The sequence below is a fragment of the Sphingobacterium sp. HMA12 genome, assembly GCF_002933815.1.
GTDB lineage: Bacteria > Bacteroidota > Bacteroidia > Sphingobacteriales > Sphingobacteriaceae > Sphingobacterium.
Genome location: NZ_BEYR01000008.1, coordinates 150,374 through 174,745 on the forward strand (window position 1 = coordinate 150,374; position 24,372 = coordinate 174,745).

At 39.1% G+C, this 24,372-nt stretch carries 19 protein-coding genes; 10 read left to right on the forward strand and 9 right to left on the reverse strand.

Annotated features, from left to right (window positions below):
• The first annotated feature begins 55 nt into the window (after positions 1-55).
• Positions 56-1,834, forward strand: a complete 1,779-nt coding sequence (locus tag HMAT_RS25975; protein ID WP_104385745.1) for a hypothetical protein — start codon at positions 56-58, stop codon at positions 1,832-1,834.
• A gap of 90 nt (positions 1,835-1,924) precedes the next feature.
• On the opposite strand, the gene HMAT_RS25980 is transcribed toward HMAT_RS25975, so the two are convergent.
• The 3 genes from HMAT_RS25980 to HMAT_RS25990 all read right to left on the reverse strand — a co-directional run bounded on the left by HMAT_RS25980 (position 1,925) and on the right by HMAT_RS25990 (position 4,509).
• Positions 1,925-2,830, reverse strand: a complete 906-nt coding sequence (locus HMAT_RS25980; RefSeq protein WP_104385746.1) for a class I SAM-dependent methyltransferase — start codon at positions 2,828-2,830, stop codon at positions 1,925-1,927.
• A 176-nt stretch (positions 2,831-3,006) separates the two neighbouring features.
• Positions 3,007-3,765 (reverse strand): ABC transporter ATP-binding protein, encoded by a 759-nt coding sequence (locus HMAT_RS25985; RefSeq protein ID WP_104385747.1) that lies wholly within the window; start codon positions 3,763-3,765, stop codon positions 3,007-3,009.
• A 9-nt stretch (positions 3,766-3,774) separates the two neighbouring features.
• Entirely contained in the window at positions 3,775-4,509 is a 735-nt protein-coding gene (locus HMAT_RS25990) for an ABC transporter permease (RefSeq protein ID WP_104385748.1), read from the reverse strand.
• A 244-nt stretch (positions 4,510-4,753) separates the two neighbouring features.
• Between HMAT_RS25990 and HMAT_RS25995 the strand changes: the two genes are divergently transcribed.
• Complete coding sequence (locus tag HMAT_RS25995; protein ID WP_104385749.1) at positions 4,754-5,701, forward strand: LiaI-LiaF-like domain-containing protein; 948 nt, start codon at positions 4,754-4,756, stop codon at positions 5,699-5,701.
• A gap of 45 nt (positions 5,702-5,746) precedes the next feature.
• Positions 5,747-7,750 (forward strand): (E)-4-hydroxy-3-methylbut-2-enyl-diphosphate synthase, encoded by a 2,004-nt coding sequence (gene ispG / locus HMAT_RS26000; RefSeq protein ID WP_199768770.1) that lies wholly within the window; start codon positions 5,747-5,749, stop codon positions 7,748-7,750.
• Between the two features lie 83 nt (positions 7,751-7,833).
• Here the strand turns inward: ispG and HMAT_RS26005 are convergent, their stop codons facing one another.
• The gene (locus tag HMAT_RS26005; RefSeq protein WP_104385751.1) at positions 7,834-8,265 is read right to left on the reverse strand and encodes a T9SS type A sorting domain-containing protein; all 432 of its coding nucleotides are present in this window, start codon (positions 8,263-8,265) and stop codon (positions 7,834-7,836) included.
• Positions 8,266-8,524: 259 nt separating this feature from the next.
• Here HMAT_RS26005 and HMAT_RS26010 point away from each other — a divergent pair, with 259 nt between their 5' ends.
• Both HMAT_RS26010 and rlmF read left to right on the forward strand, forming a co-directional pair.
• Complete coding sequence (locus tag HMAT_RS26010) at positions 8,525-10,471, forward strand: KUP/HAK/KT family potassium transporter (RefSeq protein ID WP_104385752.1); 1,947 nt, start codon at positions 8,525-8,527, stop codon at positions 10,469-10,471.
• 76 nt (positions 10,472-10,547) lie between these two features.
• Positions 10,548-11,459, forward strand: a complete 912-nt coding sequence (gene rlmF / locus HMAT_RS26015) for a 23S rRNA (adenine(1618)-N(6))-methyltransferase RlmF (protein ID WP_104385753.1) — start codon at positions 10,548-10,550, stop codon at positions 11,457-11,459.
• Positions 11,460-11,513: 54 nt separating this feature from the next.
• On the opposite strand, the gene HMAT_RS26020 is transcribed toward rlmF, so the two are convergent.
• Both HMAT_RS26020 and HMAT_RS26025 read right to left on the reverse strand, forming a co-directional pair.
• Positions 11,514-13,208 carry an amino acid permease gene (locus tag HMAT_RS26020; RefSeq protein WP_104385754.1) on the reverse strand — a complete coding sequence of 565 codons (1,695 nt, stop codon included), beginning with the start codon at positions 13,206-13,208 and terminating at the stop codon, positions 11,514-11,516.
• A 79-nt stretch (positions 13,209-13,287) separates the two neighbouring features.
• Positions 13,288-13,971, reverse strand: a complete 684-nt coding sequence (locus tag HMAT_RS26025) for a hypothetical protein (protein WP_104385755.1) — start codon at positions 13,969-13,971, stop codon at positions 13,288-13,290.
• Positions 13,972-14,074: 103 nt separating this feature from the next.
• On the opposite strand from HMAT_RS26025, the gene tyrS reads away from it, so the two are divergent.
• Positions 14,075-15,355, forward strand: coding sequence for a tyrosine--tRNA ligase (gene tyrS / locus HMAT_RS26030; RefSeq protein WP_104385756.1), 1,281 nt, complete (start codon positions 14,075-14,077; stop codon positions 15,353-15,355).
• A gap of 133 nt (positions 15,356-15,488) precedes the next feature.
• Here the strand turns inward: tyrS and HMAT_RS26035 are convergent, their stop codons facing one another.
• A complete protein-coding gene (locus HMAT_RS26035) occupies positions 15,489-16,001 on the reverse strand; it encodes a GNAT family N-acetyltransferase (RefSeq protein ID WP_104385757.1) in 513 nt (170 codons plus the stop codon).
• A gap of 274 nt (positions 16,002-16,275) precedes the next feature.
• Here HMAT_RS26035 and HMAT_RS26040 point away from each other — a divergent pair, with 274 nt between their 5' ends.
• Positions 16,276-19,011 (forward strand): DNA translocase FtsK, encoded by a 2,736-nt coding sequence (locus tag HMAT_RS26040; protein WP_104385758.1) that lies wholly within the window; start codon positions 16,276-16,278, stop codon positions 19,009-19,011.
• 1 nt (position 19,012) lies between these two features.
• Positions 19,013-19,660: an outer membrane lipoprotein carrier protein LolA gene (locus HMAT_RS26045; RefSeq protein WP_104385759.1), complete on the forward strand. Its 648-nt coding sequence runs from the start codon at positions 19,013-19,015 to the stop codon at positions 19,658-19,660.
• Between the two features lie 98 nt (positions 19,661-19,758).
• On the opposite strand, the gene HMAT_RS26050 is transcribed toward HMAT_RS26045, so the two are convergent.
• Positions 19,759-20,571 (reverse strand): lytic transglycosylase domain-containing protein, encoded by an 813-nt coding sequence (locus HMAT_RS26050; RefSeq protein ID WP_104385760.1) that lies wholly within the window; start codon positions 20,569-20,571, stop codon positions 19,759-19,761.
• A gap of 241 nt (positions 20,572-20,812) precedes the next feature.
• On the opposite strand from HMAT_RS26050, the gene HMAT_RS26055 reads away from it, so the two are divergent.
• Positions 20,813-22,396, forward strand: coding sequence for a pseudouridine synthase (locus HMAT_RS26055; RefSeq protein ID WP_104385761.1), 1,584 nt, complete (start codon positions 20,813-20,815; stop codon positions 22,394-22,396).
• 105 nt (positions 22,397-22,501) lie between these two features.
• Positions 22,502-22,969, forward strand: coding sequence for a nucleoside triphosphate pyrophosphohydrolase family protein (locus HMAT_RS26060; RefSeq protein ID WP_104385762.1), 468 nt, complete (start codon positions 22,502-22,504; stop codon positions 22,967-22,969).
• Positions 22,970-23,108: 139 nt separating this feature from the next.
• Here the strand turns inward: HMAT_RS26060 and HMAT_RS26065 are convergent, their stop codons facing one another.
• Positions 23,109-24,050, reverse strand: coding sequence for a TIGR01212 family radical SAM protein (locus HMAT_RS26065; RefSeq protein ID WP_104385763.1), 942 nt, complete (start codon positions 24,048-24,050; stop codon positions 23,109-23,111).
• Positions 24,051-24,372 lie beyond the last annotated feature (322 nt).

Below are 24,372 nucleotides of genomic sequence, written 5' to 3' on the forward strand. Positions count from 1 at the left end.
TCATTATTTTTTTATCGCGTTATTCTTGATTATTTCGTAAAAGAAATATTTAAAAATGACACACACTTTCCATATCCCTGTATTGGGACTAGCTTTTTCAATAGATTCAGCTATTAAAGTCGCACAATACGGAATTTCATCCGTGATGTCTATTGTTGATGATGAGCTCATCGAGCGCATACGCTGTTATTACTGCGGACAATATCAAATTCCTTATCATCCGATCCGCACAACTGATGACGATTACCGTGCAAATAGAATCACCGCCTATCTCAATCTCGTACAGCAGATTGTCAATAGGCAGATAGATTCCTTGAAACATCAATCCTTTACTGAAAACTCGGAACTAACCAAATACTTCCAGCTTTTACCGGATTCACATCCCTCAAAACCGATCTTTCACGCGATGGAAATTGAAACAAATCGCGCGATCAAAACAGCGCTTCAAGATCTTTTGATCAATTATCTGAAACCCGGAGACATCGATGTTAATATTATGTCCAAAGTGGACAAAATAAATTATAAAAAAGATATTCCTCTAGCGCAGCGCTACTCGGATGCCTTAGCCGCCTTACGCGGATTCGCTAATTCCATATTACACTCCTCAGTCATTCTCTCCGCAGGAATGAACCCGCATCTATATGCCTATCTTGCCGAATTACCGGCATTCTTCCCAAAGGCTGACAGCAGCTTTGACAAGAAGGTCGTTTTAAAAGTCAGCGACTTTAGATCATCGCTTATCCAGGCAAAATATCTCGCAAAAAGAGGAGTCTGGGTTTCTGAATTTCGGGTAGAGTCTGGATTAAATTGCGGTGGACATGCTTTTGCAACAGATGGTTTTCTATTGGGGCCCATTTTGGAAGAATTCAAGGCGAAAAAACAAAGTTTACAAGCTGAACTCTTCACAATTTATCAGGACTATTGGCTAGGGCAGGGATTACAGTTAAGCGATTCACCTCAGATCAAATATACCGTACAAGGTGGAATAGGCACCGCTATGGAACATCAATTTTTATTGGATTACTATGAATTTGATGCTGTAGGCTGGGGATCGCCATTTTTAATGGTTCCAGAAGCTACTACTGTGGACAATGAAACATTGAAAGCACTGGCAGAAGCTAAGAAGACAGATTTCTATTGTAGTGGGGCCTCACCTTTAGGCGTACCATTTAATAATTTTAGACCAAGTAGCGCCGAAAAGCTGCGACTGGATCGTATCCAAAAAGGAAGGCCCGGAAGCCCTTGCAAAAAGGAATATCTGATCGCCAATCGGGAGTTTGGAGAAAAACCAATTTGTACCGCTTCGCGCGCATATCAACATCAAAAAATCCTGGAATTGCAGAAACAGCAACTTACGAATGAAGAATATAACAAGGCATTCGATACCATCACCGAAAAAACCTGTCTCTGTGAAGGACTGGCTACCCCTGCTTATCTCAAATATAATATCCAACGAAATAAGGAGCAAACAGCTGTGTCCATTTGCCCGGGACCAAATCTGTACTGGTTCAAAAAACAATATTCTTTACAACAGATGATTGATCATATTTACGGCCGCGTATCGATACTGGAGCATTCAGATCGGCCATTTGTGCTGATCAATGAATTAAACCTTTATATCGATCATATCCAAAAATATATTGGCGACAATAAAGATAAATTCAATGACAAAAAAATAAATTATGTTGCCAAATTCAAAGCACAATTACAGGCAGGAATAGATTATTATCATAAACTACAAGATCAGCTCTCACACCTTCCCAAAAGCACCCTGGAAGCCATACCCTTACAGCTGGAGCTTGCAACCATCCGTTTAAAAGATCTTCAGATATAGGTATTTGGATACTAAAATAAACGCGACAGGCCTTGTGGGCCTGTCGCGTTTATAGGACTGATAAATATTCCTGTTTATTCAACGGCAAAATTATCGTGCAATTTTACGAAATTTCCCAAAAACTCCCAGTGGCAGTTTTGGTCCTGCAGTAGCTTGCAGAAAAAGCTCGCCAATTTCTAAATTTTCTACTTTTGGAAAAGCAGTTTTTATTAAATTTTCCACAATGACCGAAGAAAAACCCAATGAATAGGTATTTAAGATCAAAAAATGCTCTTTAGGATCCAATAATTGCACAACTTCAGTCATCATTTCCATAATATGGTCTTCGAGCTTCCACTTTTCTCCTTTTGGTCCATGTCCGTATGCTGGTGGATCCAAAATAATACCATTGTATGTATTTCCACGTTTTAGCTCACGCTTGACAAACTTCAATGCATCCTCAACTACCCAACGAATATTATCCAGATTGGAAATCTCCATATTTTCATTGGCCCAAGTCACCACTTGCTTAATAGAGTCGACATGTGTTGTGTCCGCTCCTGCAGCCTTCGCTATTAATGAAGCGCCTCCCGTATAGGCAAAAAGATTTAAAACTTTGGGTTTCTCTGTCTTAAATGAACGGACAGATTCCGAAATATAATCCCAATTGACTGCTTGTTCAGGAAATATCCCCACATGCTTAAACGATGTCAGTCCCAATCTAAATTTGATCGCGACATCATTGTTTTTATATTGGATATGCCAACGGTCTTGGATTTTTGGATTTTTTTTCAACCACTCTCCGGAAGTTGCTGAACGCCCTTTGAATTTGATATGATAACGTTTGTTCCATTCTGCATCGCTCAAAGCCTTGGGCCATACCGCCTGTGGCTCCGGTCTAATTAATATCAGGTCGCCAAAGCGTTCTAATTTCTCAAAATCACCACAGTCTATAAGCTCATAGTCTTTCCAATGTTGTGGGGTCAATAGTTGTATATTCGTTGTTGCCAAAATCAAAATTTTCCGACAAAACTAAGCTAAATTTCTTTTATATTGAAATTTAGCCTCGGTCCATGTTATTTAAAAATGGATTTCATACGCTGAAAACATATAAAAAATCCATGTAAACCAGTATTGTCACAATTCATACAAAGAAAAGAGACTATTGATTTCAAAGGTTTTATTTTCAGCAATTATTGTCCCATAGAAGCTTTGGCGCTTTTCATCAACGGGCTTGCAAATACAAAATTATTTAACTCCTCAACATCTGATCGCATCATATCTTTATTTGATCCTTCCCAAAATTTCTGTCCTTTAAACAAAAACAGGATATATTCGCCGATGCCCATAACGGAATTCATATCGTGAGTCACAACAACCGTCGTACACTTTAATTCTTGGGTAATTTTAAGCACCAACTCATCAATTACAATAGAGGTTTCGGGGTCTAAACCCGAATTGGGTTCATCACAAAAAAGATATTTGGGATTCATACTGATTGCACGTGCAATACCAACACGTTTTTTCATCCCCCCAGATAATTCTGCGGGGAATAACTTGTTTCGTCCTTCCAGGTTAACCTGTTCCAAACAATGATTCGCACGGTCTACCTTCTCCGATTTGGACATATCTGTAAACATGTCCAGGGAAAACATGATGTTTTGCTCCACTGTCATTGAATCAAACAAGGCCGAATTCTGGAATAACATCCCGATTTCTTTTCGAATCGGTACCCGTTCTTCAAAATTCATGCGGGTGAAATCGGTGTGGTCAAACAGTACTTTACCCTTTTCAGGATGATGCAATCCAACGATACATTTTAATAAGGTACTTTTCCCCGAACCTGATCCACCAATGATCAAACTCACTTTTCCAGGTTCGAAAGTTGCACTGATACCTTTTAAAACATGGTTATCACCAAAGGATTTGTTAATATTATCAATTTCAATCATAGAATCTTTTTAAAGCATTAATGCTGTAATCACATAATCTGCTGCCAGAATGGTAATACAGCCCACCACAACAGCTTCCGTACTTGCCTGACCCACCTCGAGGGCTCCGCCTTTCACTTTGTAACCTTTATATGCGGATACAGAAGTGATGATAAAGCCAAATACGAACGCTTTTACAAGTGCTACAGTCACAGTAAAACCATTAAAATTATCTTGAATACCCAAAATATAATCTGCTGGTGTCACCGCTCCAGAAAGGGAACCGCCCAATAGTCCACCCACCAATGCACAGACAATGGCAATAATAACCAACATCGGAATCATCGTCACGCCGGCCAATATTTTAGGCAATATGAGATAGCCAGGGGCATTGATCCCCATAATCTCCAAGGCATCAATCTGCTCGGTTACGCGCATAGAACCTATTTGGGAAGAAATCGATGAGCCTATTTTCCCCATTAATACCAATCCCGAAATCGTAGGTCCCAACTCCAAAATATTAGAATCCCTATTAATGGACCCTATAATCGAATTGGGAATAAGGTCGGAAACCATCTGAAATGCAATCTGCATGGTCATTACCGCTCCGATAAAAGTCGAAATGATCACAATAAGTCCCAAAGACCCTATCCCGATATCTGTCATGGCCAATAAGGTTTCCTTCCAATAAATTCGTCCTTTCTCAGGTTTTTTAAAGACTGATTTCAGGAGTATAAGATATGCACCAATGTGATGAAAAATCATATTATCAATTTAAATTCCATGTATTATACATTCCAAACACGATGTTTAGCCCATGTATCCATTAAAGGTAATTAATTCCAACAAATATATAAACAAGCAGAAACCGAAAAAGTGGGAGAAAAACGAAATTACTTACCGACCAATTAGTCACATTTACCGAATTTTTATGTATAATAGCCTAATCTTTCATACAGTGTCCAATAAAGCGATTTACTTTTGGGGTATATAACAAACGGAATTAGTCATGAACACACAACGTATAACAACTGGAATCACAATTCTTTTCATAGGGATTGTCTTATTATTATCCCAACTGAATAGCATTTCCTTTAATTGGGTTGGAATTTTCAGGTATTGGCCCTTATTCATTGTCCTCGCAGGAATCCGAATGCTCGTTCCTAAAGATCAACAAATAGGACAGTTTATTGCTATCGGCGCCACTGTAATCATCTTGGGATTCCTTACTTATATCGGTTTATCCACCCCAAAAGAGCCCCTATTAACACAATTGCTAAAAAATAAGGGTGTACAAATCGATATGGACGATCCAAATGATAAGACTAATTATACAACGCAAAAACTGCAAATCCCTTTGGATGATAAAATCAAAAGCGCAACGTTAAGCGTCGATCTAGGTGCTACTTCGTTGAAAAACGATAGTATAACAACATCATCCATCTTCACTGCCTATAATACCTCCAGTGACTATCTTTTGGGTATGACTACTCATGGGGAATCCCCAGATAAAATAAACATTAACTTAAAAGGTAAAGTTAAAGACAAAGATTTTAATAGTAAAAATAACAATACTTACATTGCGCTTAATCCAAATATCCTATGGAAGCTGAACTTTGATATCGGTGCAATTGATGCCAAATTAGATCTTTCACCTTATAAAATTGAGGTATTGGATATTGATGCCGGAGCGACAAGTCTAAAATTAAAACTTGGACAACCTCTCGCAACGACAAAAATATCCATGGATGCCGGTGCATCTTCGATCGAAATTGCAATCCCAAAAAATGCTGCATGTCGTATCACCAGCGATAATGCCTTATCATCTACTTCTTATGAAGGCGATTTCTTAAAAACAGATGGTATGGTTAAATCAACAAATTACGATGCTGCAACCGAAAAATTTGATTTTGATATCAATGGTGGAATCGCATCAATAAAAATTAGAAGATATTAATTGACAGCGAATTTTTAGTCAAGAAAAGCTAACTTTGTGTTATATATGAACACAAGTAATATGTTGACTTTACCAGGAATCTATTGCAATTCCAAGGTAGAATATTCGAGATGGAAGACCAGGGAAATTCAGATCGGTGATATCCCCATGGGTGGAGACAACCCGATCCGTATTCAAAGTATGACTACGGTAGATACCATGGATACCCTGGGCTCTGTAGAACAAACCATTCGTATGGTGGAAGCAGGATGTGAATATGTCCGTATCACTGCACCTAGTATAAAAGAAGCTCAGAATCTAGCAAATATAAAAAGTGAACTTCGAAAAAGAGGCTACCATGTCCCCTTAGTCGCGGATATACACTTTACACCCAATGCGGCTGAAGTTGCAGCACGCATTGTTGAGAAGGTTCGGGTTAACCCCGGCAATTATGCCGACAAGAAGAAGTTTGACCAGTTATCCTATACTGCGCATGAATATAAATTGGAGCTAGAACGTATCTACACGAAGTTTGCTCCTTTGGTAAAGATCTGCAAGGAGTATGGTACTGCCATGCGCATCGGTACTAATCATGGTTCACTTTCAGATCGGATCATGAGCCACTATGGGGATACCCCTGAGGGAATGGTCGAATCTGCGATGGAATTTATCCGCATGTGTGAAGATCTTAGTTTCCATAACCTTTGTATTTCAATGAAATCCTCCAACCCGCAAGTCATGGTCAAAGCCTACCGTCTGCTCGTTGAAAAGATGGTTGCTGAAAACATGAATTATCCTTTACACCTTGGGGTGACCGAGGCTGGTGATGGAGAAGATGGTCGTGTAAAATCCGCAGTAGGGATAGGTACACTGCTGGAAGATGGACTTGGAGATACGGTAAGGGTTTCCTTGACCGAGGAGCCTGAGCGAGAAGCTCCGGTAGCGATTGCCTTAGTCAATAGGTATAGCAAGCGAAAAGCCACCTTGGCCCGTCAGTCAGAAGAAATCATACAACTCTCCCCAGATAGTCCGGCTATCCCCTATCAGAGTCAAGAGGTCAATACCTTCATCGGTGGTTCGCTGGTGCCGCGGATTGTGGTGGATATTTCAAATGAGAATCTCAAGGATGCGCAAATTCTGGCAAAAGTAGGTTACCGATATGATATGATTTTGGATAAATATCATATGGGGGAACAATCCGTAGATTTTGTCTATCTAGGAGATCAATTGCCTTCCTTTAATATGCCTGCCAATTTAAAACAGGTATATAACATTATGACCTGGTCGAAACTTCAGGACAAAACAAATATCCATCCGCTCTATACATTGGAAGAATTTGTCCAAACGGACAATAGGGATCGTGTTTTGAACATGGTGAAAATACGTAATACGGATTTAACGAGTCCATTATTTGAGTCACTGCTTTTAGACAAGACGGTTGTATTTATCTTAGAAACTGATCATACACATGGAATGGCTGACCAGCGTCAGTTTTTTCGAAATTTACAGGAAATAGGTATTGAGAATCCTGTTATTATCAAAAGGTCATATCGTAAAGCGGATTTTTCAGGGCCTATGGCCGAATTCATGAATCCAGAGGAGCCTATCTCAAAAATACAGTTATATGCTGCCACCGATATGGGAGCTTTATTAATTGATGGTCTAGGCTCGGGGATATGGATTGATTCTCCAGCCACGCCATTAGCAAATATAGCATCACTTTCATTCGGTATATTACAGGCCACGCGTTCGAGAATATCCAAAACAGAATATATTTCTTGTCCAAGCTGCGGAAGGACCTTGTTCGATCTTCAGGAAACCACGCAAATGATTCGGAGTCGTACCAATCACCTCAAAGGCTTGAAAATTGGCATTATGGGTTGTATCGTGAATGGCCCCGGTGAAATGGCCGATGCAGATTATGGTTACGTGGGTGCTGGCCCCGATAAAGTAACTTTGTACAGAGGTCAGCAAGTCGTCAAGAAGAACGTAAGCTCCGCGCAGGCATTGGACGAACTGATCAAGATCATTAAAGATGATGGGCGCTGGATTGATGAGGCTCAAGAATAAATAAAAAAACAAGGGGGATCAAATGATCCCCCTTGTTTTTTTATTTTAACGATGTTGATTATCAATCAAATCTTTTCTTTCAATTAACGGACAGAAAATCTTTTTACAACAGTCTCCGATCCGGCAACTACACGCACAAAATAAAATCCAGTTGTCAATTTCCCTCCATGTTCAAACGAAAGATTTTGAATACCAGCATCAAGATTTCCATTCATCAACTGTAGAATCTCGTTTCCTAAAGCATCCATGACCTTAATAGATACACTCGATGACTTTGCCAATTTAAATGAAAGATTAACCTGTTCGGCAATAGGATTATAGAATACTTTAACGTTATTAATCAGTTTTTCTGTATCCTTGATCGTGTTATCGCCAAATCCCTCATTACCGTTCCAAGTAGCTTGCAAATAAGTATGGTCATCAGGAGATTTCGCATACACCTGAGCTACCCCGCTGCACAAAGTCAGTGCGGTAATAAGTGTTAAATAAGCTGCTTTAAGTAGATTTCTCCCCATAGTGTTAAATTAGACTTCAAATATTGGTTACGGTTTAATCAAATATAACGCTAACTATTTGAATTATCAACAACAAAGTTACTATTTTGTTTAAAAGTTTTTTAGTGAATCGAGGGATCAAAAGATTCTTTTAACAAATTTTAACAGCTATTGTGCATGTCAAATGAAATGCTAAAATTTGGCGCAGAAAATGTACCTGCTTAGAGTACAAGTAAAAAGTATATTTTTGCATTATATTTTGAAATAAAATAATAATTAAATGACAGATAACAGTCATCACAACAGCATCAATAAGGTGAGCTTCGCCGGATTATTGATCAGTTTAGGAATCGTGTTCGGAGATATCGGAACCTCCCCGCTATATGTCTTCAAAGCAATCATGGGACAGGGTGCCATTCAAAAAGATCTCGTTCTGGGCGGTCTCTCCTGCGTCTTTTGGACACTTACCTTACAAACCACCATTAAATACGTCTGGATCACGTTGCGCGCGGACAACAAAGGCGAGGGCGGAATCCTTTCACTTTACTCGTTGGTCCGCAAACGGGCACCTTGGTTAATTTTTCCCGCGATGATCGGTGCAGCAACGTTACTTGCCGATGGGATGATCACACCAGCCATCACCATATCCTCAGCGATAGAAGGATTGGACATCAAATTTCCGGGCTTGCCAACCGTACCAATTGTCGTAACGATTATTTCCTTGCTTTTTATTATTCAACGGTTTGGTACTTCTGTCGTCGGAAAGGTGTTTGGCCCATTAATGACGATCTGGTTCACTATTATTGGTGTCCTTGGTCTATCTCATATCCATTTGGCGCCGGAAGTAATGAAAGCAATCAATCCATATTACGCTTTTCATATTTTAATAACCTACCCACACTCGCTACTCCTCATCGGCGCAGTATTCCTCTGTACTACAGGTGCTGAAGCCTTGTATTCAGATATGGGCCACTGTGGTAAGGCAAATATTCGCATCAGCTGGATCTATGTCAAAATTACCTTGATATTAAACTATTTTGGTCAAGGAGCTTGGTTATTGACACAAGAAGGAAGGGTCTTAGGTGGGGCAAATCCATTTTACTCGATTATGCCGGATTGGTTTATCGGCTATGGTATTGCTATTGCGACCATTGCTGCCGTAATCGCCAGCCAGGCGATGATTTCTGGATCTTATACCTTAATCTCGGAAGCCGTACGTTTAAATATCTGGCCCAAAGTTGCTATACGCTATCCGAGCGAGCATAAAGGACAATTATATGTCCCATCGATCAACCTCATTCTCTGGATTGGCTGTATGATCGTTATCTGGGTTTTTGAAGAATCAAGCAAAATGGATGCAGCCTATGGTCTTGCCATCAACCTAACGGTATTAATGACAACAGTTCTAATGGGCTATTTCCTTGCCATGAAAAAAGTCAATCGCGTGCTCATCGGCATTTTCCTAGTCGCCTATTTTGTGATTGAATTGACCTTCCTGATTGGTAACGGTGTAAAAATTGCTCACGGTGGTTGGTTGACATTGCTATTAGCGATTGCCCTGTTCGGTACAATGTACTGCTGGTATACAGCGCGTAAGATTAAAAATCGTTTTGTCAATTTTATCAATATCAATAAATATTATCCGATTATATCGGAATTGAGTGAAGACAAATCCGTCCCGCCTTTTGCCTCACATTTGGTATACTTGACCAGCGCGAATTTCAAATCTGAAATCGAAGCTAAGATTATTTATTCCATCATCAATAAAAAACCGAAGCGCGCCGACGTTTATTGGCTGGTCCACGTCGATGTCATGGATCACCCACACACAAGAGAATACTCCATTGATCAACTTATCCCTGGAAAACTGATTCGCATCGACTTTAAATTAGGTTTTAGAGAAGAGCAGCGTATCAGTCTACTTTTCCGAAAAGTCGTTGAAGACATGGTTAAAAAAGGCGAAATAGACATTACAAGCCAATACGATACCCTACGTAAACATAATATTCCAGGAGATTTCAAATTTGTTGTGCTGGAGAAAGTATTATCCAAAACCAATCAGATGTCGTGGATCGAAAAAGTGATTATGGACATTTATGGTTACCTGAAAAAAATGAGTTTATCCGAAGAAAAAGGATTTGGTTTAGATTCTAGTTTTGTCACAGTTGAGCGAGTTCCGCTGAATTTTCCGCAGACATCGGAGGTTCATCTCATACGAAAAGATTAAGTCTTTAAAGGTGGTGCAAAAGCATCACCTTTTTTATTCAATAGAATTGCATTACTTTTGTTGCAAATATTATAACATGGCAGACGCTAATCCAACAAAGAAATTACACCCTCGAAATAGACATCTCGATAATTACAATTTTGACGAACTTTGCAAAGTCGAACCTTCCTTAAAAGAATTTGTCACGCTAAATGCCTATAAAATCAAAACAATTGATTTTAATAACCCTGAAGCTGTGAAAGTCTTAAACCAAGCGCTTCTAAAAAAATACTACCACATTCAACATTGGGATATTCCAAAGGAAAATCTATGCCCCCCAATTCCGGGTAGAGCAGATTATATTCATTATGTTGCTGACGTGCTTGCCAGGGATAATAATGGCGAAATTCCAAAAGGAGGAAAAGTAAAGGTGCTGGATATTGGTGTGGGTGCAAGTTGTATCTATCCCATTATTGGTCATCAGGAATACGGCTGGAGTTTTGTTGGTTCAGAAATCATAAAAAGAGCTTATAAAAACGCTATTGAAATTACGCGCACCAATATGAGCCTCAAAAAGAACATCCAAATACGGTTACAAAACAATCCAAAAGCGATTTTCAAAGATATCATTCTGCCGGGCGAAAAATTCGATATGATTATCTGCAATCCACCTTTCTTTAGTTCACAAACGGAAGCATTACAACAATCTGTACGTAAAACTACTGGCATAAAAGATGCTAAAATAGAGGAGACGACCGTTGTCCAAACCTTTTCAGGACAAGGAAGTGAGCTCTGGTGCGACGGCGGGGAGAAGGCTTTCTTGACGCGCATGATATTTGAGAGCCAGTTCTATAAAGATCAGGTCAAATGGTTTTCCTCTCTGGTTGCCCACCGTGAGGATGTTCGTTTTCTCCAGCATAAGCTAAAGAAAATCAATGTAAAAGAATCGGAAGTTATCCGTATGGAACAAGGGAACAAAGTGAGTCGAATCCTGTTGTGGAGATTTTAAATAAAAAAGGAGCTATTGATAGCTCCTTTTTTATTTAAAAATAGAATTCCAGATTTAAACAGTTACCGATTTATTTAACTTAGAGTGTTTATAGCCATACATAAAATACACGCCTAGACCAATAACCAACCAAATGACAAAAATAATCCAATTACTGGCGCCAAGTTCGGTCATCAGGTATAGATTGATCAATATCCCGATAACAGGCAAAAGTGAAAAATTCATTTTAAAACTATAGATAGTCAAGCCCAGCCATGTCAGCCAAAAAATAATCACCAACATTTTATGTTCCACAATTTCCAGAAGGGAAAGTTTTTTCCACTCGTCCAAGGTATCCTGTCCATATATTGTGATCAAGACGATAGCGATGAATAGTCCTGCACCCACCACATATTTGCCATTAATGTAGGGAACTTTAAATTTAGATTTCGCGGACAGTCCCGAATAATCCATATAAAGTACCCCTGCACAAACTAAGATAAAAGCGAAGAATGTACCTACACTTGTCAAGTCGACAAAGAAGTCCATTTTGAAGAATAATGAGGGAACAGCTACGACCAGCCCTGTTACAATTGTTGCAAAAGAAGGTGTTTTATATTTGGGGTGAATCGTCGCAAATTTCTTCCATAACAATCCATCCCTGCTCATTGTCATCCAGATCCTTGGCTGTGCCAATTGATAGACCAATAGTGCACTAGTAATCGCAATTACCGATGTCACGGATATAATTCCGGCCATATGGTCAAATCCAACATACTTGAATACGAAAGCTAAAGGATCTTTCACATTAAGTTCAGTATAATTTACCATTCCCGTCAATACTAAAGTAATAGCAACATATAATACCGTACAGATCAGCAAGCAATAAATCATGGCTTTAGGTAGATCGCGTTGCGGATTTTTACATTCCTCAGCAGTTGTGGAGATCGAGTCAAATCCGATAAAAGCAAAGAATACAGCAGCAACACTTCCGAGTACACCCTCTAGTCCATTCGGTGCAAAAGGCGTCCAGTTTTCGGGTTTTACATAAAATATTCCCCCAAAAATAACCGCTAGGATTATCCCCACTTTGATCATCACCATAATCATGCTCGCTTTTTGGGACTCCTTAATGCCAATATAGACAAGCCAAGTGACCAAAAAAGTAATTACTCCGGCGGGCAAGTCAAATATAATGGGCATTCCAGCGAGCCGTGGCGCACTATTAAATGCGGCAAGTCCGTGCTGATCGATAGCAGTAAGGCTAGCCATACCATGTTGATTCATTTTATCCACGGCATCATAAGCATAGCCCGGGGCCATGGAAAGCCAAGCAGGTATGTGTAAACCAAAACCTTCTAGCATGGAAACAAAATACTGTGACCAGGAAATAGCGATAACGGTATTTGAAACTGCGTACTCTAACACCAGTGCCCAGCCTATAATCCAGGCAAACAGTTCGCCAAACGCCACATAAGCGTACGTATAAGCTGATCCTGAAACAGGTACAGTACTCGCAAACTGTGCATAGGCCAGAGCCGTAAACACGCAGGCAAAAGCAGTAAAGATAAATAGCAGGGAAACAGCAGGCCCACCTTCATAACTCGCCAATCCGATGGTGCTAAAGATTCCAGCGCCCACAATAGCAGCTATACCCAATGAAACGAGATCGGTTACTCCCAACACTTTTGCGAGGCCAGTTCCACCCTCCTTTTGGGTATCCAGTAGGATCTGATCAACACTTTTCTTCCGAAAAAGTCTATGTGACATGTAAAATTAGTTTTATACGTAAAATTATGCGAAAATAAATATTTTCAAGGTCTTATACTATTGGTATTTTTCGGGCAGACTATTTAAAGTCGACCAGCTCATAATGAATATAATGGTAAATCTCTTGGTAATCCGTCATATGATGCTGTAAATAAGAAATCAATTGTTCCGTCAGTAATTGGCGATGATGCTCCTGAACGTCAAATTGCCAGAGGCGTTTACAGATATTGAAAAGTGCACCGGCAATTTTTTCAATATGTGCATAGTCATAGAGATATTTCCAGTCAATAAATTGATGGTAAAATTTCTCAAATTTAGGAATATCACTCAATTGGTTTATTTTCAGAAATTTTCGTAAAGCATCTTCACTCACCTGCGACATTGCCACATAAAATTTATCAATGGAAACCGCCTTCTGCTGTGTTAGAATATGATCCAACAACAATTCCAAGGCAATATGGGCCATAAAGGAAGGCCGAATGGGCAATCCTTGCAAACTTGGCTGTATCTGTAACTTTAACTGATGTGTATGATGAAAAAAATACGTTGAATTATGAAAAAGGCGATCGACCTCAATATGACGGTTCCAGCCAATATAAAGCTGTTCCAGCAATGGATTATCCAGCAATTCATCTTCATATTGCCTAGGCTTAAGGACAAAAGTTTTATCTGCATTTTTTAATAGATCCGGCAACAACCCACCGACAATTCGCTCGGGATTGGTCGCAAACCGCTCAAAATAAAAATGTGATAAAAAATTCATATTAGCTTATTAGCGTGTGCTTTTATCTGGAATTATTCGCTCAATATACGCTTAATCTCCTATCTTTGCATCTTGTAAATTAAAAAATTAAATCCATTTAACAATGAGCTTTGTAGAAGAATTACGTTGGAGAGGCATGTTGCAAGATATTATGCCTGGAACTGAAGACTTACTGAATAAAGAGAAAGTCGCTGGCTATATTGGCTTTGATCCCACAGGAGACTCTCTACACGTAGGACACTTAACTCAAATCATGACCTTAATCCATTTTCAAAACGCGGGCCACAAACCCGTAGCTTTAGTGGGTGGCGCAACAGGAATGATCGGAGACCCTTCTTTCAAATCTGCAGAGCGTAACTTACTTGATGAAGCAACCTTACAACATAATGTTGCTTGTCTGAAAAAACAGTTAGGCAAATTTCTTGAATTTGGAGAAGGTGAAAATGATGCCCAAATGGTTAATAATTACGACTGGTTCAAAGATTTTACTTTTTTGGACTTCATTCGTGATATCGGTAAAATGATTACCGTCAACTATATGATGGCAAAAGATTCTGTAAAAAAACGTTTAGAAGGTGACAATGGTCTATCCTTTACAGAATTCACCTATCAATTGATTCAAGGTTATGACTTTTATTACCTGTGGAAACACCACAATTGTAAAATACAAATGGGTGGATCTGATCAATGGGGTAATATTGTCACTGGGAGTGAAATGATCCGTCGTCAGGATCAGGGAACAGCTTACGCCATTACTACACAATTGATAAAAAAAGCAGATGGTCAAAAATTCGGAAAAACAGAATCTGGAGCTGTATGGTTGGATCCTAAGAAAACTTCGCCTTATAAATATTACCAATTCTGGTTAAACACCTCCGACGACGATGCGAAAAGCTGGATTAAGATCTTTACACTTAAACCACAGGCAGAAATAGAAGCGATCATTGCAGAGCATGATGCAGCGCCGCATTTACGTATTGTCCAAAAAGCATTAGCGAAAGATATCACCATTCGCACACACTCCGAAGAAGCTTACGAGACTGCAATCAAAACCTCTGAGTTTCTTTTTGGCAATGGCACATTGGAATTTTTAGAAAACTTAGATCACGAAACCGTATTGGATGTATTTGAAGGTATTCCACAATTTCAGATAACAAGAGAAGATCTAAAAGCAGGAATCAATATCCTTGATCTTTTGGCTGTCAGTACGCAAGTTTTCCCTTCAAAAGGCGAAGCACGTAAAATGCTGCAAGGTGGTGGTGTTTCTATCAACCGCGAAAAAGCAACGGATATTGAACAAGTGATCACCGAAAGCAATTTGGTGAACAATAAATACATCATTGCACAGAGAGGCAAGAAAAACTATTATTTGATTATTGCGTAAGTATAGGTTTATTCATCAAAAAAATCCCTTTTAACAGTGTTAGAAGGGATTTTTTATTTTATATAAATTGCATTAAATAGGCCATTAAACCGACCAACTTTTAACTCGTTTTCGCCCCATTTTGTTACTATAATCACTTATTTAGTAGTTTTTCAAAAGCACGACGGGCAGCACCCCGAAAATGTACTTCTCCGCAATATTGATACCCCAATTTATCAAATACATGCAGCATACCTGCATTGTCAAAGTTTGTATCCACTTTGATGCTATAAACGCCGTTAAGAACAGCGATTTCCTCCACCCCTTGCATAATGGCTGTACCAACACCTTTTACGTGTGGATCCTGAGCTGAGGCCAGGCGGTGAATGCCCACATATTCGCCATCACTAAGCCATTTGCCCTCGATAACATTATAAGCAGGTTCGATATCGAAAATAATAGCGACATAACCGATAATTTTGCCGTCAGCCTCCACCACATGCCCATATCCTTTATCGATATCCGACTGTACGACATCTTCATTCGGATAACCATCCTGCCACTGCCTGCTGCCCTGCTCCCTGCGCAGCGCTATTGCCTGTTGTATAATTTCCCAAATCCTTCCCTTATCTGCCTGTTCCGCTTTCCGTATCTGAAACTTATTCATAATGCCTTAATTTGATCAGTAAAACTACATAATTTACTTTAACTGTAAAAGACAGACAAACCAGTCTATTCTTTCCGATTTACTCCAATCTTTACAGCAAACCTCTTCGCAGGGCATAGTATTTGCTAGTTGTACATTGCTATTATTCATTTAATAGCCGATCGAGAATTATTCGTTTATGAAAAAAATACAAACTTAAAATAATAGTCTTCATGATCTTCAAAATACTATCAAAATAACTAAGTTTGTAAGCAGTATAATTGTGAGCTTTTCAATGTCAAATAAAGGAAATACATTTAGGCAGGCAGGAAATTCAGTTTCTGGCAAGCGTGCCCCATCAAAAGAATCGGCAACATTTAAAAAAGAAAAAAGTCAAAAAACCAGTGTCCCCAGAGATTACTCAGATGCACAGCAGAAGACTGTCAAAATTCTAGGGATTTTATTGATTGTGCTTTCGTTGGCTTTTGCCACCGCTTTTGTTTCCTATCTTTTTACATGGGAAGATGACCAAAGTTATATCGCCAAAACAAATGGCGGTTGGGGGACACTTTTTAGTTCTTCCGAAGAAATTCACGATGAGACTGTCGAACTACCTGTCGTCGACAATAAATTAGGAAAATTCGGCGCATTACTTGCCAACCAGTTTATGTATGAATGGTTTGGAGTTGCCGCTTTCCTCTTTATCCCGGTATTGTTCATTTTAGGCTATCGCCTATTATTCAAAAAATCACTGCTTCCATTATACCGCACTGTAGTTTACTCATTTGTAGCGATTGTCTTTATTTCGGTCACATTGGGATTCCTACATGGGTTTATGGCGGATACACCGCACATGTTGGAAGGTAAATTTGGTTTTTGGACCAATAAATTACTGGAAGCACAGGTTGGTGTTGTCGGCGTTGGTTGTATTTTAGCCTTTGCCTATCTGACAACATTGATACTACTGTATAACTTAGATTTTAAATTTGTATTATTTAGCAATCGAAAATCCAAATCTTTAACTGAGGATCTGGAGGATGAAGACGACGAAGATTCTTACACAGCGAATAGTTTGAGGACCAAGGTCCATGTAGAGGACGATTCCATTCAATCTGTTAGGGAATCTTTCCAACGACCGACCTCTATAAATGAAAGGTTTCAGTCCAGTCGGGAGAAAGATTTACAGCAAGAACTCGAACGTCCTGCATTTACACATCATCCTATAACGGAGGTACAGATAGATCCAAAGGACAAGGTTGTGCTCACCTTCGATGATAGTCCTTTGGAACGTACGGAAAGTACACCCTCCATTAGTTTTACTATTGATCAACCGGATGAAGATGCTGCAGAACAAGTGCGTCCAAGTATACAGGAAAACCACAACCCGACCATCACAATTGCTCCACAAGAGGAACCAGAACCTCCGATTGAAGTTGCTGTAGTCCCAGGATTGGTTGTCGAAGACATTAAAGAGGAAAAAGAAATAACAGCCAGCGATCTTGTTGCCCAGTTTGGTCAATATGATCCTAAATTAGATTTATCAGGCTATCAGCACCCTACGCTTGATCTGTTGCGAGACTATGGAACAGGGAAAATAACCATCAATCAGCATGAGCTTGAAGCAAACAAAAACAAGATTGTTGATACCCTTCGGAATTATAGCATTGAGATTGAAAGTATAAAAGCAACAATCGGTCCTACAGTTACCCTATATGAGATTATTCCGAAACCAGGTGTACGGATTTCAAAAATCAAAAACCTGGAAGACGATATTGCTTTAAGTCTCGCGGCACTGGGAATCCGGATTATTGCACCAATGCCAGGTAAGGGAACCATCGGGATCGAGGTGCCAAACTCGAGTCCGGAGATGGTATCCATGCGCTCCGTTTTGGCGACCGAAAAGTTCCAAAAAACGGATATGGATCTACCTATCGCGTTAGGAAAAACCATTTCTAATGAAGTTTATATCGCTGATTTAGCAAAGATGCCCCACCTTTTGGTTGCGGGGGCCACAGGTCAGGGTAAATCAGTTGGTATCAATGCTATTTTAACATCCTTATTATATAAAAAACACCCGGCAGAGCTTAAATTTGTTCTTGTCGATCCTAAAAAAGTTGAACTTTCCCTATTCAAAAAGGTTGAACGTCATTTCCTGGCCAAACTACCCGATGAGGAGGAAGCGATCATTACAGATACAAAAAAGGTGATCAATACCCTAAACTCGCTTTGTATCGAAATGGATCAGCGTTATGACCTTTTGAAAAATGCACAGGTTCGTAATTTAAAGGAATATAATGCAAAATTTATCAATCGCAGATTAAACCCTGAGGAGGGTCATCGATTCTTACCATATATCGTTCTTATTGTTGATGAGTTTGCCGATTTGATGATGACTGCCGGAAAAGAAGTAGAAACACCTATTGCGCGATTGGCCCAATTGGCCCGCGCTGTAGGAATTCACTTGGTCATTGCGACCCAACGTCCTTCAGTCAATATCATTACAGGTACAATCAAGGCCAACTTCCCAGCACGTCTTGCCTTCCGTGTGTTATCTAAAGTGGATTCGCGAACGATCTTAGATACAGGCGGAGCAGACCAGTTAATAGGTCGCGGGGACATGCTTCTGGCTACTGGAAGTGATTTGATACGTATTCAGTGTGCATTTGTCGATACACCAGAAGTTGAACAGATTTCCGATTATATCGGAGCACAACGTGGTTATCCATCGGCATTTATGCTTCCGGAATATGTAGATGAAAACGGAGAGGGTTCAGGTAGTGTAGATTTTGATCCTAAAGATCGCGATCAATTGTTTGAAGAAGCTGCTCGTTTGATTGTCATGCATCAACAAGGTTCTACATCATTAATCCAACGTAAATTGAAATTGGGTTATAACAGAGCTGGACGAATCATCGATCAATTGGAAGCCGCTGGAATTGTCGGCCCATTTGAAGGAAGTAAAGCACGTGAAGTACTTTATCCAGATGAATATTCATTAGAACAGTATTTGGAGACGCTAAGAAACAATTAACATGAAAAAACAAATCGGGTTCCTGCTGAGCTTTTTGCTACTTATAGCAAGTCAATACAGCTATGCACAAAATGACGCAAAAGCGTTACTTAATAAAGTCAGTCAAAAATATAATGGATATAAGACCATACAGGCTGACTTCTCTTTAGACATCAGACAAGCAAACGGAAGTTCACATCGTGATGCAGGCACTTTATATCTTGACAATGCAAATAATAAATACCATATCAATACTAAAAATCAAATTCTAATTTCAGATTCCAAAACACAATGGAATATCATGAAAGCAGAGAAAGAAGTCGAGATATCGGAGGCAAGCAACTCAACAAATGAGATCAACCCAACTAATATTTTTACATTCTATACCTCAGGCTTTAAATATGCGTTAGCAAACGCAGAGAAAGCAAAAGGAATAAATTTAAGTGTTGTAGAATTGACGCCAGTTGATAGCAAAAAGAATTATTCCAAAATCAAGTTACGGATCAATAAAGCGAATAATTTGATCTATGATACGACTATTTTTGATAAAAGTGGTAATCGTTATACCTATACCTTGAATGCACAGGAAGGAAACAAAACCATTGCATCTAGCTTTTTTACTTTTAATAAAAGCAACTACAGCGGATTTGATATCGTCGACCTAAGATAAGGCCTATGTTCGGATGGATCAACTCTCCGTCCGAATAAGACTACAAAAAAAAGGATTTCTCAATGGGAAATCCTTTTTTTGTTTTGTTTGTTCTTGTTCTAAAGCATATTAGGCTCTCTATCCAATGTCTCGGTCTCCTTGTCCGCATAACGTGAATACCCGTGTTTCTGCGGATGCTCGATAATTTCCTTCATCGATACCAGTTTATACACATAAGATCCAGTTTCATTGTTCAATTTCAAAGCAAAGTAATCATCCTTCTTTTGCCTTCTCATCGAACCCTTTAAACTACCGTCACCTACATTGTAAGCCGCTGCCACCAAAGTCCAGTTACCGAATTGAGCATAAAGATATTTCAAGTAGCGTGCTGCTGCATGTGTGGATTTCACAAGATCTTTTCGATCATCCACTGTACCATTGACGCGCAGGCCATATAAGCGCGCCGTTGCTGGCATAAATTGCCAATAACCACCAGCCCCTTTCGATGAAACGACAGCCTTGCTTAGGCCACTTTCCACTAATGGGATGTACTTAAAATCTTCTGGAATGCCATGTGACTTCAGGATTTTTGCAATCATAGGCAGATAGGTTTCCGCCTTTTTATGCATATCATAGGATCCTGTTTTTTTAAATGAAAACCTACTGAAGAACTTGCGCAATTTGCTTTCCACTAATGGACGATCCATTGGCAATGAATCTTCAGCAAACGTCAATGAACTCAGGTAAGATTCAAAAGAATTGCTTTTTTCTTTTTTCTCTTCATCGCCTCCAAGATGAGCTGGAGTTTCGACTAACTTCGCTGCAACGATCTTATCGCCACCAGAAGTGTTGTTGTGTGGGGTTGAGTATAATTTTGACAGCAATAACGCAAACAAAATTAAACTACTACATAATACTTTCTTTCTTATCATTCACTCCCTTAATGCTATCCTATCCACGAGTCAAATCGATCAAAAAATAGCTTGGTTCAAATTCAAGGGTACAAAGATAAATAGTATTTATTTAAAAAACAAATAGTTACGTTGCAGCCCTTTTAAAGGGCTTTTTTTATGCCTAAATCATCAAAATGCAAGAAAAGACAAAAAGATAAGGATTTTTTCGCAAAACCCAAAATTATACCTAACTTTGCAGTTCACATTTTAGCAAAACACAATGCCATTCAGCAATAAAAGGAACAGTCGTGATGACAACTCCAGAAAGTCACGGGGCAACTCAGATAGCTTCAAATCTAGAGGCGACAAGAACAATAGTTTCGGTAAAAAATCATCCTTTGGCTCAAAGGATCAATCTGAAAGAGGTTCTTTCAGAAAAGATGATAACCGTGAAAATAGATCATTCGGATCTAATAAATACGCAGACAAACCTTCCTATAGAGGAGAAAGTAATTCCTTCCGTTCAAAAGATAATTCAGACAAACCTTTCAACAAAGGGGGCAGGTCATTTGATAAAAATGATTCATCAAGATCTTTTGACAAAAGAGATTCCTTCAACAAATTTGATAAATCTGAACGTTCTTTCGACAAGAAAGACAATTTCAAACGCACCGACAGAAATGATTCATCAAGATCATTTGACAGAAGAGAAGGTTCATTTGATAAACGAGATAGCTTCAAACGTACTGACAGAAATGATTCATCCCGCTCTTTTGACAGAAGAGAAGGTTCATTCGATAAAAGAGATGGTTTCAAACGTACTGACAGAAATGATTCATCCCGCTCTTTTGATAAAAAAGACACTTTCAATAAATTTGATAAATCTGAGCGTTCTTTCGACAAGAAAGATGGCGCACGATCTTTTGACCGAAAAGAAGGTTCATTCGAAAAAAGAGATTCGTACAAACGTTTTGATAAAGATGAACGCTCTTCAAACGGTCGCAACAAAAGTTTCGACAGACCTTATAAACCATCCAATAGAAAATTTGATGGCGATAGAAGCAGAAACTTTGATGAAAACAAAAATTTTGACGAGAAACAATATATTAAGCGTCCTAAAAAGAAAGCTGAAACTTCAACAGAAGATGATGGCCTAATTCGCTTAAACCGTTATATCGCCAATGCTGGTATCTGCTCGAGACGTAAAGCGGACGAATTGATCGCTGCCGGAGTAATTTGGGTAAATGGAGAACCTGTTTCCGAATTAGGGACGAAAGTTGATCCGGCGATAGACGAAATCCGTTACAACAACGAACGTCTAAAACGTGAGAAAATGGTTTATGTTTTACTCAATAAACCAAAAGACTATATCACCACAACGGATGATCCACAAGAGCGTCATACTGTAATGGAACTTGTCTCTAAAGCAACGAAAGAAAGAATTTATCCAGTTGGTCGTCTTGACAGAAATACAACCGGACTACTTTTGATGACAAACGATGGTAACCTAGCGGAAAAACTTTCCCATCCACGTAACAGCATCAGCAAAATATACAATGTCGAACTTAATAAGAGTCTGACTCAAGGAGATTTTAACAAAATTAATTTTGGTATTGAATTGGAAGATGGTGTTATCAAACCTGATGATTTAAGCTATGTACAAGGAGGTTCAAAAAGAGAAATAGGTATTCAGATCCACTCTGGTAAAAATCGTATTGTACGCCGTATTTTTGAATCTCTAGGTTATGAAGTTGTGAAGTTAGATCGTGTGGTTTATGCTAACCTGACGAAAAAAGACTTACCACGCGGACGCTGGAGATATCTAGAAGAAAGAGAGATTGTTCAATTGAAACATTTGATCTAATCAAATCTCATTTGAAAAATAAAATAAAGGACGGTCATTCAGTTAACCGTCCTTTATTTTTTATATTTGCACCTGATAAGAAGAGAGTATAAAAAATTAAAGAATATGACTGATCCAAAAACACTTTCATCCGTAGCGGAATTCCATAAAACATTCCAACATCCGATCTTGGATACACCAACGATTCCTTCTGAACAAAGATGTGCCCTACGGGTTTCTTTGATAGCTGAGGAATTAAAAGAACTAGAGGAAGCTATCCAAGATAAAGATCTTGTCGAAATTGCAGACGCTTTATGTGACATTCAGTATGTCCTCGCTGGAGCTGTTCTTGAATTTGGTTTAAAAGACAAATTTTCGGCGCTTTTTGATGAAGTACAACGCTCCAATATGAGTAAAGCATGTAAAGATGAAGCTGAAGCTCTCGCTACGCAAGCGCATTACAAACTTAAAGGAGTAGAATCATACTACAAAGAAGTTGACGGGAAATTTTTAGTCTTTAGAACAGCTGACAATAAAACACTCAAGTCGATTAATTATTCCCCGGCAGATCTAAAGACTATTGTCGAAGGATAGTTTGACTTACGTATACCATAAAATAAATAGGGCTTCCCTGGGGAAGCCCTATTTATTTTATGCATGATCAACAATTGTATTGCTCTTATTGAATTGTTTACATAAAGTATCCCTTTCGCAATTGAAACTCTATCATTGATTAAAATAGGCTACCTTGCACTACTTTCCGAGCTTCAAGACCTTTGTCAATATAAGTCTGAATCCCCGACTTAGGTAATCCCCAATTTGGTGCAATCAACAATTCCTTGTCAGCAATGCCGAAAATACGTTGAATAATCAAATCAGACCGCAAGCGTGGGATAAATTTGGACAAAAAGTCCGTATAACTCTCCATAGAGAATAACTCAAAAGGCTCACGCTTATATTTTACGCCCATAATGGAGCCTTCCACGATATGTAAATGATGCAATTTCACGAATTTAATTTGCGGGAAGCGATTAATTTCATCGGCATATTTCAACATCATTTCCTCGGTTTCCCATGGAAAACCAAAAATAGTATGTACACAGAGCTCCAGAGGCGTATCCTTTAGCATATCCATCGTCTTAATAAATTCATCGTGTGAACAACCTCTGTTGATCTTTTCTAAAGTATCATTATAAATAGACTCCATACCCATTTCCAAGTCTACATCATAACGATCGGTATAAGATTCCAATAAGGCAATTTTTTCAAAGTCCAAACAATCTGGACGTGTACCCACAGAAAGACCTAGTGTATTTTCAGGATCGATGTTTAACGCTTCGTCGTACATCATTTTCAGCAAATGTGTTGGTGCATACGTATTGGTATTGGGTTGGAAGTAAATAATAAATTTTTCTGCACCATAGCTGTTACGTGCGCGTTCAATTCCAGACTCCACCTGTTCACGTATAGAAGGAATTTTTCTTGCCGTATCAGGTGTAAAAGAATCTACATTACAGTAAGTACAGCCACCATAACCTTTGCTGCCATCTCTATTAGGACAAGTGAAATTGCCATCGACAATCACTTTAAATACTTTCTGTCCGTTATATTTTTGCTTTAAATAAGCGCCGTAATGATTATACGGTTTAATTCCGTTATCCAATAATGTACCCATTGCGCCGCAAAGTTACTCAATAAAAACCATAAATAGATTACTACTCAGGAACAAACCGTTATAACATCGTCCATTCTTCTGTCATTTTCCTCTTGACATAGCCTGTAATCGCAGGGAAATATATAAACAAGATAATTGTGCAGTACTTTAGATCGATATCCGGCAGAAGCATATTTAATGATACCTTTTCGGGAGCGACGCAACTGTTTTTGGAAAGTATCTAAATGGAATCTTCCGGAAAGGATATAAACGAAAGAAGCCCTTGACTGTTTCCAGCAAGGGCTTCCGTGTAAAAAAAGGCACCGACCTACTCTCCCACCTG